13 protein-coding genes and 1 other annotated feature are annotated in these 13,094 nt (G+C 51.7%); of the genes, 1 reads left to right on the forward strand and 12 read right to left on the reverse strand.

The window, feature by feature from the left end:
- Window positions 1-194: 194 nt before the first annotated feature.
- Window positions 195-424, forward strand: a binding site (T-box leader).
- 192 nt (window positions 425-616) lie between these two features.
- The gene (gene serA, locus AC3RCL_RS19515) at window positions 617-2,209 is read left to right on the forward strand and encodes a phosphoglycerate dehydrogenase (RefSeq protein WP_213577755.1); all 1,593 of its coding nucleotides are present in this window, start codon (window positions 617-619) and stop codon (window positions 2,207-2,209) included.
- Between the two features lie 112 nt (window positions 2,210-2,321).
- Here the strand turns inward: serA and AC3RCL_RS19520 are convergent, their stop codons facing one another.
- The 12 genes from AC3RCL_RS19520 to AC3RCL_RS19575 form a co-directional block, all read right to left on the reverse strand.
- A complete protein-coding gene (locus AC3RCL_RS19520) occupies window positions 2,322-3,755 on the reverse strand; it encodes an ATP-binding protein (protein ID WP_015734503.1) in 1,434 nt (477 codons plus the stop codon).
- 1 nt (window position 3,756) lies between these two features.
- Window positions 3,757-4,473: a response regulator transcription factor gene (locus AC3RCL_RS19525; protein ID WP_009595176.1), complete on the reverse strand. Its 717-nt coding sequence runs from the start codon at window positions 4,471-4,473 to the stop codon at window positions 3,757-3,759.
- Between the two features lie 100 nt (window positions 4,474-4,573).
- Entirely contained in the window at window positions 4,574-5,827 is a 1,254-nt protein-coding gene (ccsB, locus tag AC3RCL_RS19530; RefSeq protein WP_015734502.1) for a c-type cytochrome biogenesis protein CcsB, read from the reverse strand.
- Complete coding sequence (gene resB, locus AC3RCL_RS19535; RefSeq protein WP_492531443.1) at window positions 5,814-7,517, reverse strand: cytochrome c biogenesis protein ResB; 1,704 nt, start codon at window positions 7,515-7,517, stop codon at window positions 5,814-5,816. Before resB ends, ccsB begins: the two co-directional genes overlap by 14 nt.
- On the reverse strand, window positions 7,514-8,041 hold the full coding sequence (locus AC3RCL_RS19540; RefSeq protein ID WP_492531445.1) for a redoxin domain-containing protein: 528 nt from the start codon (window positions 8,039-8,041) through the stop codon (window positions 7,514-7,516). The genes resB and AC3RCL_RS19540 overlap by 4 nt, the downstream gene beginning before the upstream one ends.
- 125 nt (window positions 8,042-8,166) lie before the next feature.
- On the reverse strand, window positions 8,167-8,922 hold the full coding sequence (locus AC3RCL_RS19545) for a pseudouridine synthase (RefSeq protein WP_009595165.1): 756 nt from the start codon (window positions 8,920-8,922) through the stop codon (window positions 8,167-8,169).
- A 21-nt stretch (window positions 8,923-8,943) separates the two neighbouring features.
- The gene (locus AC3RCL_RS19550) at window positions 8,944-9,282 is read right to left on the reverse strand and encodes an N-acetylmuramoyl-L-alanine amidase (protein ID WP_492531447.1); all 339 of its coding nucleotides are present in this window, start codon (window positions 9,280-9,282) and stop codon (window positions 8,944-8,946) included.
- 148 nt (window positions 9,283-9,430) lie between these two features.
- Window positions 9,431-9,964 carry a spore maturation protein gene (locus tag AC3RCL_RS19555; RefSeq protein ID WP_015734499.1) on the reverse strand — a complete coding sequence of 178 codons (534 nt, stop codon included), beginning with the start codon at window positions 9,962-9,964 and terminating at the stop codon, window positions 9,431-9,433.
- A 6-nt stretch (window positions 9,965-9,970) separates the two neighbouring features.
- On the reverse strand, window positions 9,971-10,603 hold the full coding sequence (locus AC3RCL_RS19560) for a nucleoside recognition domain-containing protein (protein WP_096773262.1): 633 nt from the start codon (window positions 10,601-10,603) through the stop codon (window positions 9,971-9,973).
- 59 nt (window positions 10,604-10,662) lie between these two features.
- Window positions 10,663-11,847: a D-alanyl-D-alanine carboxypeptidase family protein gene (locus AC3RCL_RS19565; protein WP_492531450.1), complete on the reverse strand. Its 1,185-nt coding sequence runs from the start codon at window positions 11,845-11,847 to the stop codon at window positions 10,663-10,665.
- A 119-nt stretch (window positions 11,848-11,966) separates the two neighbouring features.
- A complete protein-coding gene (gene ytfJ / locus AC3RCL_RS19570) occupies window positions 11,967-12,416 on the reverse strand; it encodes a GerW family sporulation protein (RefSeq protein ID WP_213577746.1) in 450 nt (149 codons plus the stop codon).
- Window positions 12,389-13,069, reverse strand: a complete 681-nt coding sequence (locus tag AC3RCL_RS19575; RefSeq protein WP_492531453.1) for a DUF2953 domain-containing protein — start codon at window positions 13,067-13,069, stop codon at window positions 12,389-12,391. Before AC3RCL_RS19575 ends, ytfJ begins: the two co-directional genes overlap by 28 nt.
- Between the last annotated feature and the right edge of the window lie 25 nt (window positions 13,070-13,094).

The raw sequence follows: 13,094 nt of genomic DNA on the forward strand, positions 1-13,094 counted from the left end.
TAAGATATCTTCGTGTACAACCACAGTAATATTAGTATAATTTAATCATAGGCGGGCATATGCATCATAGCAAATTAACGGCATGACATTCAAGGCTATCCCTTGTTTCTTCCCCTGCTCCAAGGCGGTTGGCCTAAATAAACACCTATTGACACAATGTTAGAGCCATGATACATTATGAAAAAATTAATCTGTGAAAACCGATGACGGAAAAAAGAAACCGTAACGTCCTCAGAGAGCCGATGGTTGGTGCAAATCGGTGGCGTAAAGTATTCTTGAGCGTTCCTGAGATATTTCGCTGAAACTTGGAGTAGGCGCAAATCGGATGATATCCGTTACCAATCATGGTCTGAACAGACCGCTTGAGGCTGCCGCATCTTGGCAGCGAATAAGGGTGGCACCACGAATAACTCTCGTCCCTTACTACGGAGGTAGTATGCGGATTGAGAGTTTTTTATGTTCCTGTCTCTTTGCCACGACACCGCGTCAAACCTGTATAGACCTCTTGCAGCTTTATCGGAATCTCTGGTGTATAACGGAGCGCGCGCTAAGCGTAATCCTTATTCAATATTGCAGTACCGCATTTTATAGTGGATTTTAAGGAGGAAGAGAAACCATGTTTAAAGTATTGGTATCGGATCCGATCAGCGATTTGGGGATCCAGCAGTTAATGGACGCCGCCGATGTGCAGGTAGACAAAAAAACCGGGCTTAACGAAGACGAGCTCACTGCCATTATCGGTGAATACGACGGACTCCTCGTTCGGAGTCAGACGCGCGTTACAGAACGCATCATGAATGCAGGAACCAATCTCAAGGTGGTTGGCCGTGCCGGCGTAGGCGTGGACAACATTGATCTTGAAGCGGCAACAAAGCGCGGGATCGTTGTCATCAATGCACCTGACGGCAACACGATTACGACGGCAGAGCATACGTTTGCTATGATGATTGCCCTCGCCCGCCACATCCCTCAAGCTTATGCCAAAACGGTAGGCGGAACCTGGGATCGCAAATCCTTCCTCGGCGTAGAGCTTCGCAACAAAACGCTGGGCGTTATGGGCATGGGACGGATCGGCAGCGAGGTAGCTAAACGCGCCAAGGCTTTCGGCATGAACATTCTGGCCTTCGATCCGTTCCTGACGGAAGAACGTGCGGATAAACTGGGCGTGAAGCTTTCCTCCGTGGATAACATTATCCGGAACGCAGACTTCATCACGGTTCATACTCCGCTTACGCCGGAGACGCGCCACATGATCGCCAGACCGCAATTCGAGGTCATGAAACGCGGCATGCGCATCGTAAACTGTGCCCGTGGCGGCATCATTGACGAGCGCGCGCTCGTGGAAGCCATCGATGAAGGCATTGTAGCCGGAGCCGCATTTGACGTATTCGAACATGAGCCGCCTGAAAGCGATCATCCGTTCCTTAACCATCCGAAGGTTATCGTCACTCCGCATCTGGGTGCATCCACTATTGAAGCCCAGGAGAACGTTGCGATCGACGTTTCCGAGCAAGTGCTGCATATCCTGCGCAACGAACCTTTTAAGAATGCGGTCAACTTCCCGCTTGTAGCCGCAAGCGTCATGAACAAGCTGCAGCCTTACTTCTCGCTCGGCGAGAAATTGGGCAGTGTAGCGGCCCAGATCACCGCACACGCGGTAAAGGAGATTCACGTCGACTATGCAGGCGAGCTGGCTGAAGTCGATACGCAGGCCCTGACCCGCTACATCGTTAAGGGCGTGCTGGAACGCCACCTCGGAAGCGAAGTGAACATTGTCAACTCCATGCATTTGGCGAAGAGCCGCGATTTGCATGTCGTTGTGTCGCAGACGCCAAAAACCAAAGACTTCACCAATCTCGTTACCGTTACGCTGAAAACGCAAAACGGCCTGGAACGAATCGTTGCGGGTACGCTTCTTCTGGGATACGGCGAACGAATCGTACGTCTGGATAAATTCCCTGTCGATATCTCACCGGAAGGCCATCTGATTCTGATCTCCCACAACGATAAACCGGGCATTATCGGACGTGTCGGAACCCTGCTCGGCGAGAACGATGTCAACATCGCCTCCATGCAGGTGGGACGTAAAGTGATCGGCGGCGAGGCCATCATGCTGCTGACGGTAGATAAAGACGTTCCTAAGGACGTTCTGATCAAGCTTACCGGCTTGTCGGAACTCAACACGGCGCAGCAAATCGCGCTAGGCTAAGCTTTAATCCAAGGGGTTAATCATTGTTCCACGTAGAACAAGATTAACCCCTTTATTTCAACAAAAAAACACGCTCCTTGCGAGCGTGTTTTGTCTTTTGCGCGGGCATTCCCTAGGATTCTGCCGCTTTTGTCGGGATCGTCATCGTAAACACGGTGCCTTTCCCCACTTCGCTTGTCGCGTTGATCGTTCCGTGGTGCGCGGTCACGATATTTTTCACGATGGCAAGGCCAATGCCGGTTCCCACCGTCTCCCCCCGCACACGCGCCTTATCGGCCTTGTAGAATCGTTCGAATACAAAAGGCAGGTCTTCCGGCGGAATGCCGACTCCCTGGTCGCAAACCTTCACCTGGAGCGCCTCCGTGTTCGATAAGGCGATCCGGTCTGCCGTAATTTGAATTTTCTTGCCTGAAGGCGTATGACGGAAAGCGTTATCCAGCAAATTGGTCAGCACCTGTTCAAGCTTGTCTTCATCCGCCGCTTCGAGCTGAAGATTCGAATGGAGCTTGTTCAGCTGAAGATCGATATCCCGCTCTTTGGCACGAACCGCAAATTTACGGAATACCCGCTCGCACAATTCGCCTGCATCCATCTCCCGCAGGGATAACTCGGCATGCCCTGCCTCCATGCGCGTCAAATCAAGCAGATCCTTCACCAGACGCCCCATCCGCAGGGATTCCTCATGAATGACCTGTATAAGCTCCCTGCTCTCTTCGGGTGAAGCTGCCATGCCGTCCAGGAGCGCTTCGCTGTAACCCTGCATCATGGACAGCGGCGTCCGTATTTCGTGCGACACGTTGGCAATGAAGTCCGTCCGCATTTTTTCTAATGTAACCTGTTCGGTTATGTCCCTTAACACCACGACGGCTCCGCGGATCACGTCATCCGAATACAAGGGGGCCATATGGGCTGACCAGATTCCCTGCTTCACATGCAGATCGGCGCTTTGGTCCTTGCCTTCGTTGACGGTGGCGTAATATAACTCGCTGAGCGGTTTTGGCATGACATCGGCCGCCCAGCCTCCGCCCTGAAGCTCATCGTCCCACTGCAGCCCTTTCCAGGTCTTCATGATTTCCAATCCCGGCGGGTTCACCAGGATGACCTGCCCGTGATTGTCAAACGTAATCACGGCGTCGCTCATGCTTCTCAGCACGCTGGACAGGTGCTCCTTCTCGTGGTTCAAATTGCGGATGTTCGTTTCCAGCTCCGCTGCCATATGGTTAAACGTATTGGCCAGCTCGCCGATCTCATCACTGGTCACAAGGTTCAACCGCGTGCCGTATTTCCCTTTACGGATATCGTTGGCTGCCTCAATGAGCTGCTGCATGGGCTGCGTAATTTTCGTCAGCAGGAACAACCCGAAAAAGGTGGTCATCGAAAAGCCGATAATGGCCACATAAGTAAATAAACGCTTGATGGCATCCGAATTCGCGAAGGTGGTATCGATATAAGGGAGCAAGAATAAACCGAGCGTCAGCAGTACGCACGCGACCAAACAGGTTATCGTAATCCACAGCTTGCCGACAAGTGATCTCCAAAAACTCACGTTACTTCGGTACCTCCAGCTTGTAGCCTACTCCCCATACGGTCGTAATCATCGCTGCGGACTCCGCGGATACCTTATTCAATTTTTCGCGCAGACGCTTCACATGGGTATCGACCGTGCGAAGATCGCCAAAAAACTCGTAATTCCAAACATCCTTCAGCAGCTCTTCCCGCGAGAACACTTTGTCCGGGGATGAGGCCAAATAGTGCAGAAGTTCGTACTCCTTCGGCGTCAGGCTGATTTCATGCCCGCCGGCCGTCACGCGGTGGGCATCGTGTTCAATGATCAAGTGAGGGAATACGATGCTGTTGCTTGGATTCGGTTCCTTGCTCAGATAAGCCGTGGCGGACGAACGGCGCAATATGGCTTTAACGCGATAGATCACCTCGCGAGGACTGAACGGTTTCACCACATAATCGTCGGCGCCCACCTCGAATCCCTGGACACGGTTAATCTCCTCGCCTTTGGCGGTCAGCATCAGGATCGGCGTAGACTTTACCTGACGAAGGCGAGTGCATACTTCAACGCCGTCCATGCCGGGCAGCATGACATCCAGAATAACGAGCCCGTAATCCTCCGAGCTTGCTTTGCGAAGAGCGGTCTCCCCATCCTCCGCCTCCTCGATTTCATATCCTTCCTTCTCCAGATACATTTTCAACAAACGGCGAATCCGTTCCTCATCATCAACAACAAGAATGCGATTTCCGTGCTCAGACATTGGCAGCCAACTCCTTCGTTTTTATAGGGAAAATCAGAAGTGGCCCTCTTGATTAAGAAAGGGCCCTTCTGATTGTTAATTCACATCTATTCAATTGCCATTAGTCGGTGCCTGCATAGGAATGCAGACCCGCGATAATCAAGTTGACGCCGACCAGCGTGAACATGACCACGATAAAGCCGATAACGGACAGCCAGGACGAATATTTGCCCTGCCAGCCGCGCGATAGCCGGAGATGAAGGTACACGCTGTAGAACAACCAAGTAATAAGCGCCCATACTTCCTTCGGATCCCAGCCCCAGAACCGGCCCCATGCGATCTCTGCCCAGATCATGGCGAAGATGAGACCGCCAAGCGTAAATACAGGGAAGCCGATCGCGATGGCTCGATAACTGATTTCGTCCAGATCATCGGGATCCAGTCGATGGAGTGCGGGCTGAATGAATTTAGCCAGCGGTTTGCGCAGGATCAGGCGGAGCAATCCGTAAAGGATCAATCCGGTGACCAGCGACCATACCACCGTGTTCAGCTTACGTCCTGCATTCACGCCGTGCATCCAGGACGGAGCTTCCATGAGCGGGGATTTCATGCCCAAGAAGGACTGCATGCTCTCGGTCTCGCTCTGGTAAGGCGCGATTAGCGGAGGCATGTTATATTCCACTTTTACTATTGTACTATTTTCTGTCTTCGGGTCAACCAGTGTCTGGTTAAACTCCGCCTGGTAACCGCCTGCACGGAAGCTGTACACCGACAAAATAAATCCGAGCAGCACCACGATGGCAAACATGACGAGCTCAAGCCAGCGCTGTTCCCTGCGAGAGCCCTTGTCCGTTCCGCCAAAGTTAACGGTCCGGAGCAGATGCATCAAGCCGGCAATAAAGCCGACCGCAAAAAACGCATCCCCCAGTGCCGCCAATGTAACGTGGATACCCAGCCAATAGGACTGAAGCGAAGGAATGAGCGGCTGCACCTGCTGCGGGAACACGGCGGCATAGGCCATGATCAGGATTGCCAGCGGCAGTGCAAACAATCCGAGCAGCGATTTTTTGTAGATAAAATAAAGTACGAGGAAGGCAATCATGATTGCCATCGACAAGAAGGACATGAACTCATACATATTGCTGACCGGCACATGCCCCGAGCCCGCCCATCTAGTAAAGAAGTACAGCAAGTGTCCGATCAAACCGATCGTTGTCGTAACAAATGCGATCTTGCCCCACTTCGCCAAATGGGCTTCCGGGTCGCGTTTGCGGAACCGGCGTCCCATGACGGCAAGTGCGTACATGATAAATGCCACGCAGTATAAGGTAAAGGCAACGATAAATGCGTCGCCGCTGAAATCAATTAGATTCATGCTTAGTCCCCCTGTTATTCTCCAATGACTTTTCATCGACTTCGATATTCATTTGCTTGAGGATTCCGGAGATCTCCTTGCGAAGTCCAAACCAGTTCTTGTTCGTATGCGCGCCCAGCGTCAGCGTTCCGTTATCAATACGCAGCCAGATCCGGCGATGGGTGAAATAAAAGCCCATGACCAGGCCGATCATACCAATGAAACAACCAACCCAAATGAACGGCATGGCTTTATCCACACGAATATTCAGATAAGTCGTCGATTCCGAAAAGTCCACATCGTCCATACTGAGCACATCCAGTTTTACGAGTGCCTCGCCACCCGCCAGCTGCGCATTGATCGCTTCCTGATTGAAGCGTTCCTTATCGATCTGTTTAGGGAAGTAGAAGTACTGAAGGCCTTCCTTCGGCAGATCAGGTCCCTTAATCAGAAATAAGAATGCAGGCGCATTCGGGTTAGGTGACAGGTTGACCGGCTTGCCGTTATCGCCCAGCCCAAAATCGGTGAAGGACTGTGTAAGCGTTAACGTATATTCCCCTGCCTGATACTCTCTTTGGGGATCGTTGATGGACAGCGTGATTTTGCCGTATTCCTTACCGCTCTTGCTGTCAATCAGCACCGGCGAAACCGTACGGAGAATCGGGGTCAGATCATAATCGAATTGATAAGCCTTTAACCCTTTGTAATTGAGCGGATGGTTCACCTCGATGTTATGGCGCGTCAATTCCACGAGCTGGGGCTCTTTATCCAGATCGTCGCAATTGGCCTCGCACATATACAGGATGGCCTGGGTTTGGAATTCCTTCGGCAGCACTTTGTTCTTGCCTTTGAATTCTTCAGGCATATCGTCTTCGGTATAGAATTCAACCTTAAAGCCGTCGTTCAATAAATAGTAGCTGGTGTTCTTGATGTGCACCGGCTCATCCTGAGGAAAGGCCATATGCTCGTCCATATGCAGTCCCGGCAGGTTCCGTCCCAAAACAGCAAGAAGGAAGATAATCAGGCCGATGTGAAGAACATAGGGGCCCCAGCGGCTGAACCGCTGCTTCTCAGCCAGAAGCGTCCCGCCGTCCGTTCGAACGCGATAGCCCTTTTTCTTAATGACCGGTTTAATCCGCTCAACCCAGTCGGCCCCGTCCTCTTGGACTTGTCCTTGGTATACCACCTTCTGCCGGGTAAGGAAGGACATATGCTTCGGAATCCGTTGTCTGCTGAGCGCTTTGTAGAGCGGCAGGACACGGTCAAGACTGCAAATGACAAGCGATGCGCCGATCATGACGAGCAGCAGAACGAACCACCAAGACGTATATGTATGTGACAGCCCGAGCAAGTAATAAATATGCCCCAGCTGTCCGTACTCCTCTTTGTAGTAGACAGAGGGGTCAATGTTAAGGAATGTGCTCTCCTGCGGAAAGATGGTCCCCAGCGAGGAGCCGATCAAGGTTAGCAATATGAGATATATTGCTACTTTTACCGAAGAGAAGAAATTCCATACCCGATCGATAATTCCGGGATTTTCTTTCTGCGATCGACGGGCAACGCCGTCATACCGCATTTCCAGAATCGGCTGGGCCTCCGCTTCCTCGGTCAGCGGCTTGCCGCAAGCTTCGCAGAGGACCGTCCCCGTTGGATTCTGGTGTCCACAATCACACTTCGTATTCTGGATCAAAGGCTTGGAACCTTGACTCATTTCGCATTCACCAACTGTTCAATTTGTTTGTCAAGGGTGTTCAAATCCAGTTCGCCTATGCGAATATGGTCAATCTTGCCGGAGGCCGTAACAAAAAAGGTGGTTGGCATCGGCCCAACTCCGAAGCTGGCAACAGCGTTCCGCTTGGGATCCATCAGAATGGGGAATTTCACGCCGGTTTGAGCAACAAAATTCTCCACGGTCATTTTGTTTTCGCCCACATTGATTCCGATGATCTCAACGCCCTGGCTGCTCCATTTTTCCCACTGGGCTTGAAGTGCCGGCATTTCCCGCACGCACGGCGGACAGTAGGTGCCCCAGAAATTAATAACCCTGGCCTTGCCTTCGTATTCACTCATGGTATGTACGTTGCCATCCATGCCTAGAAGTTCGAAATCCGCTGCCTTTTGCCCTACTTTGGGAACCTCATCAGTGCCGAATACAACGGTTGCAACGGCGTACACTCCGATCAGGATGATGGCAAGCAGAATAACAATCTGTACGCTTTTCTTAGATTTGCCCATAAAGCAGCAGCTTCCTTTCTATGACATTCATCATATCGCATACTACGGGTGTGAACATCCTATGAACAATTATAACGAAATTTGTCATAAACGCCGCTCGCCATTTTGAATATTATGTGTCGGGTTTAACGTTTTTTCTTCGGTTTCCCGCCCGGCTTTGCGGCTTTCGCCATTTGCAGGAGCTGGTTGATTTCGTCCGCCGTCAAATGGCGGTACAGGCCCCGCTTTAAATTTTGCAGCAGCAGATCCCCGTAAGATATCCGCTTCAATCTCAATACCGGATGGGAAATCGCTTCGAACATCCTTCTCACTTGACGGTTGCGACCTTCATGAATCGTGATCGAAATAACGGATTGTTTATTGTCCGGATCCACGTCCTTATATTCCACTTCCGCAGGAGACGTCATTCCGTCCTCCAGCATAATCCCTTGTCGAAGCTTGTCCAGCTCGGTGCCGTGGGGCACCCCTTTCACGGTAGCCAAATAAGTCTTGGGCACATGGTATTTGGGGTGGCTGAGCAGATTGGCAAACTCCCCGTCGTTGGTCAGGAGCAAAAGCCCCTCCGTATCGTAGTCCAAACGTCCAATCGGGTATACCCGCTCTTTAATGCCTTTGAGATAATCCGATACAATTTTACGGCCTTCGGGATCAGAAGCGCTTGTAATGACTCCCTTCGGCTTATTCAGCATGACATATACCTTTTTCTCATTCTTAATCGGTTTGCCTGAAACCGTAATGATATCCTGGGCTGGATCGGCCTTCGTGCCGAGCTCTGTAACGGTCTCCCCGTTTACCTGCACCTTGCCTTCAAGAATCAATTCCTCGCACTTGCGGCGGGAAGCGACTCCGGCCTGTGCCATAATTTTCTGTAATCTCTCCATGTTCGTTAGGTCACCTCATTCCTAATGATAACCATCGACAGGATAAATCACAAGCGCGTTCCATGGAAAATGTACCCCTGGGCAGGAGTCGGAGTGGGGAAATAAGTATAGCGGGGAAATATCATGGAGTCTGGACAGCTCCAAAATGATTTTGCTGGCGGTAAACAGCTGCGTTTTCTGGTCCAGCGTCATCGACTCGTAGCTGGCATTGAAGTCGCCTTCCAGACAGATGTGGATCTGTCCCGGTTGGACCAGCACGGAAGAAGCGGACACGGAGCCGTCCGGATGGATCTTAAAATCCCAGTTTCGCGGTTCCTGCGCGCACACGGTATGATGAATAACAAAACCCTCGATTTCCATTTCATCACCCCTACTACAAATTGTGATTGCAGCAGTATATGACATGGCGGAATCAAGGGTATAGGCATACGTCCTGTTACATTGAAAAAACGCACCTTCTTACTATATGCCTTGCTTTTGGCTTTCTGACAGTTGTCGATGAAATCAATTAACCGAACACCAGCAAGCAGACGGCAATCGCCGCAATAAACCCGACCAAATCGGAGAACAGTCCGACCTTCAACGCATAGCGGCCATTGCGGATACCCACGGCGCCAAAATAGACGGTCAACACGTACAAGGTTGTGTCCGTGCTTCCCTGTATGGTCGAAGCGATTCGGCCGATCATCGAATCCGGTCCGTATGCGCGGATCAGCTCCGTTGTGTAAGCGAGGGAGCCCGTACCTGTCAGCGGCCGTAATATTCCCAAAGGCAGTATCTCGCTCGGTACGCCGAGCGATTGCAGAAAAGGGCCCGTCCAACCGACAAAAAACTCCAGGGCGCCGGAAGAGCGGAATACGCTTATGGCTACCATCATGCCGACCAAATGCGGAATGATTCCGATCGCCGTGGAGAAGCCGTCCTTGGCTCCGTCCACAAACGATTCGTATACGGGCACTTTGCGTGTATAAGCATAAAGAGGAATAAATGCGATAATAATGGGTATTGACCAGGCGGAAACGATATTAATCCAAGACAGCAAGACTCATCACCCCTTCACGTCCGGGTTCAGGCCTGTACCGATTCCGGGCGGCTTCTGGCGGCGCATCGTTCGTCTGCGATACCAACGGTCGGCGATAATAGCTGCGGCCGTCGCAATCGCAGTGGCCAATAGCGTGGTTCCGACGATTTCCGAAGGATTGGCAGATTCATAATTAAGCCGGATCGCGATCAGCGTTGTCGGTATCAGCGTAATGCTGGCCGTGTTTAACGCCAGGAGCGTGCACATCGCGGCAGACGCCGTTTCCTTATCCGGATTCAATTTCTGAAGCTCCTGCATCGCTTTGATTCCCATCGGAGTCGCCGCATTGCCCAGACCGAACAAATTCGCGCTCATATTGGACAATATGTATCCCATTGCGGGATGGTTTTTCGGTACATCCGGGAACAGGAAGCGGACAACCGGCCCCAGCAGCCTGGCCACTTTTTTCAGCAGACCCGCGTCCTCTGCGAGCCGCATCATGCCAAGCCAGAATACCAGTATGCTGATAAGACCGAAGGAGACGGTCACGCCCGTTTGGGCTCCGTCGAATGCGGCTTTCGTGACGCTGTCGATGTTCCCGTTGACGGCCGCAAAACCAAACCCGATCACAAGCATCCCCATCCAAATCAAATTGATCATCTCTTCGCCCCCGTTTTGCTGCCCCGCTGTTAAGAGAATACACGATTCTTTAGCGAAGGCTAGTTATGTGCGCCCCTGAACAGATGCCGAAGCACTTCTCCTGCAGACTGCCAAAGCGACAAGGAACCGACAGGTCCCAGAGCGCTCCTGGACTTTTGCAAGGCCTCAGGGACTTCAGGAAGTTTGCTTCCTTCCGCGTAGACCGGAACCTTGCCGATGCTGACATTATCGAGCAGCAGCTCAATATACCCCCGCAGCCCAAAAGACAAGTCGGGCGTGCTTGCTTTATGCAGGACCAGTCTCTTCACCAGGCGCGCTTCCTCATCATGCGCGAACGCATAAGTGAAGGAACTGCCCGTGACGAGCGGATAGCCCTGGATTTTCTGTCCCTTTTCCGTGACCTTTTTCAGTGGAAAATGAGCAAAGCCGTAATCCAGCATGTTGGAATGGTCGTTCCAATCGTTGCCGTCATTCAGCGTTACCGCTGCGATTTGCTGGCCGTTACGAGTAGCCGAGCTCACCAGGCAGCGGAATGCTTTTTTGGTGTAACCCGTTTTGACGCCGTCCGCCCCTTCGTAGAAGCGCAGCATTTTGTTTTTGTTGTCCCATTTGTAGTCCCATGCTTCATTCGGGTTGGGCGCTTTCTTGGTAGGGGTTTTGACGATCTCGCTAAAGACCGGATTCTTGAGGGCATATGCCGTCAGTTTGGCTACGTCATGCGCTGACGAGTAATGCTCGTCGTGATCCAGTCCATGCGGATTCATAAAATGCGAATTCGTCATGCCGAGCGAGGCGGCCTTCTCGTTCATCAATAACACAAAGCCTTCTTCCGTACCGCCGACATGCTCCGCAATGGCCGTGGCAGCATCGTTGCCGGAGCGCAGCATCAAGCCGTACAGCAGATTCTCAAGGGTCATCTCCTCTCCAAGCCTCAGGAAGATCGAGGAGCCCTCTTTGGCAAAAGCATTCTTGGAGACTTTGACGCGATCATCCAGCTTACCGTGTTCAATGGCCACGATGGCGGTCATTATCTTGGTCAAGCTGGCGATTCTTAAACGCTCGTCCCCGTTCTTGCTGTACAGCATTCTCCCGGACGTCACGTCAATCAGCGCAGCTGCCTGTGCATGATTAGACGGGCCTTGCTCGTGATCTGCGTGTACAGGGACAACCGTAACCAGCAAGCAGCATATGGCGATCAACATGGATAACATAGACTTGCGGTTCGTCCATTTCATTTTCATCATTTTATCCTCCGGTGTTCAGAAATCTTGTACAAGTATATGTCGTCCTCGCTGAAGGTATGTCCATTTCATTGCAGCAAAAATCCCTTCCGTTATGAACGAAAGGGATTTGCCCGCTTCAATCAGTATGCCGGGGGAGGCGTCGTGCTGCCTGCGGCATTGCTTCCCGATTGAAACATCGACTGGATTTGATCAAGTAAATACGGGGTCGCATCGATAATCCGTTCAAACAGATGTGTCTGGTTGTCCAGCGGAACGATGTGCACGCCTTCTTTACCCACGACCAGGAAAGCTATGGGCCGGATGGACACGCCGCCGCCGCTGCCGCCGCCAAAAGGTAGGGCACTATGGTCGGTATGCGTCCCGTTAGCGGTATTATGGTGTGTGCCGCCTGCTTCAACGTTGTAGTCGCTCCCGCCCGCTGCGAAACCAAACGCCACCTTACTGATTGGCAAAATGACGCTGCCGTCAGGTGTATTCACGGGGTCGCCTACGATCGTATTCACGTCCACCATTCCCTTGATGTTCTCCATAGCCGTTTGCATCAAGCCTTGAATAGGGTGTTCTGCCATGATCTTACTCCTCCTTTCACCTTTAACACGCGAACTATAAGTACCAGTCCAGCATACATAGCTTTTCCGCAGGAGATTTTCGCTATGCAGCAAAGCTCTGTGGAAATTTGCGGCGGACCGTTAAAGACCGGTACCACCTGGATTTCCGGCAGCTCATCCATAATCAGCCGGTACGACATCCAACCCATAATGGTATGCTTAACAGCATGAAGCAATCCGGTTGCAACCGCGGTATCGGCCGCATGCTCCAAGGCAATCCGGGTTGACCAGCGCACATCCATGAGATGAACGGCCGCCATCGTTTGCCTTGCCCACTTTTTAAATCCCTTCGTAGTCAGCAAGACCCGCACATAGTCCCTGTATCGTATGGTTCGTCTTGAAGTTTCTTTGTCTTCTTTGGAACCGAGCCCAGTCCCCTCGTCCACGGGAACGGTCTCTTTTTTATACTCAATGCCACCGTTGGCCAAATGAAAGGGAACTTCGTATTTGCGCGTGATCCATCCAAAGAGCATTTTCATTTCCGCCAATACTTTATATTCATTTTTTCTTAGAACCACATCCAGCTTTATCGTGACCTTCGAGCTCAGCACAACGATCAGCAATACGATAAGGAGAACGACCAGACCGACCGCAAGAAAGATCCATATCCTCACGAAGTAACCCCCAAAACGAACTTAG

It is taken from the genome of Paenibacillus sp. MT86, assembly GCF_058792535.1.

Bases quoted from the DNA above. Each gene is read 5' to 3' on its own strand.
- serA (WP_213577755.1), top strand. From the start codon at position 617: ATGTTTAAAGTATTGGTATCGGATCCGATCAGCGATTTGGGGATCCAG.
- AC3RCL_RS19525 (WP_009595176.1), bottom strand. From the start codon at position 4,473: ATGTCTGAGCACGGAAATCGCATTCTTGTTGTTGATGATGAGGAACGG.
- ccsB (WP_015734502.1), bottom strand. From the start codon at position 5,827: ATGAATCTAATTGATTTCAGCGGCGACGCATTTATCGTTGCCTTTACC.
- resB (WP_492531443.1), bottom strand. From the start codon at position 7,517: ATGAGTCAAGGTTCCAAGCCTTTGATCCAGAATACGAAGTGTGATTGT.
- AC3RCL_RS19540 (WP_492531445.1), bottom strand. From the start codon at position 8,041: ATGGGCAAATCTAAGAAAAGCGTACAGATTGTTATTCTGCTTGCCATC.
- AC3RCL_RS19545 (WP_009595165.1), bottom strand. From the start codon at position 8,922: ATGGAGAGATTACAGAAAATTATGGCACAGGCCGGAGTCGCTTCCCGC.
- AC3RCL_RS19550 (WP_492531447.1), bottom strand. From the start codon at position 9,282: ATGGAAATCGAGGGTTTTGTTATTCATCATACCGTGTGCGCGCAGGAA.
- AC3RCL_RS19560 (WP_096773262.1), bottom strand. From the start codon at position 10,603: ATGATCAATTTGATTTGGATGGGGATGCTTGTGATCGGGTTTGGTTTT.
- AC3RCL_RS19565 (WP_492531450.1), bottom strand. From the start codon at position 11,847: ATGATGAAAATGAAATGGACGAACCGCAAGTCTATGTTATCCATGTTG.
- ytfJ (WP_213577746.1), bottom strand. From the start codon at position 12,416: ATGGCAGAACACCCTATTCAAGGCTTGATGCAAACGGCTATGGAGAAC.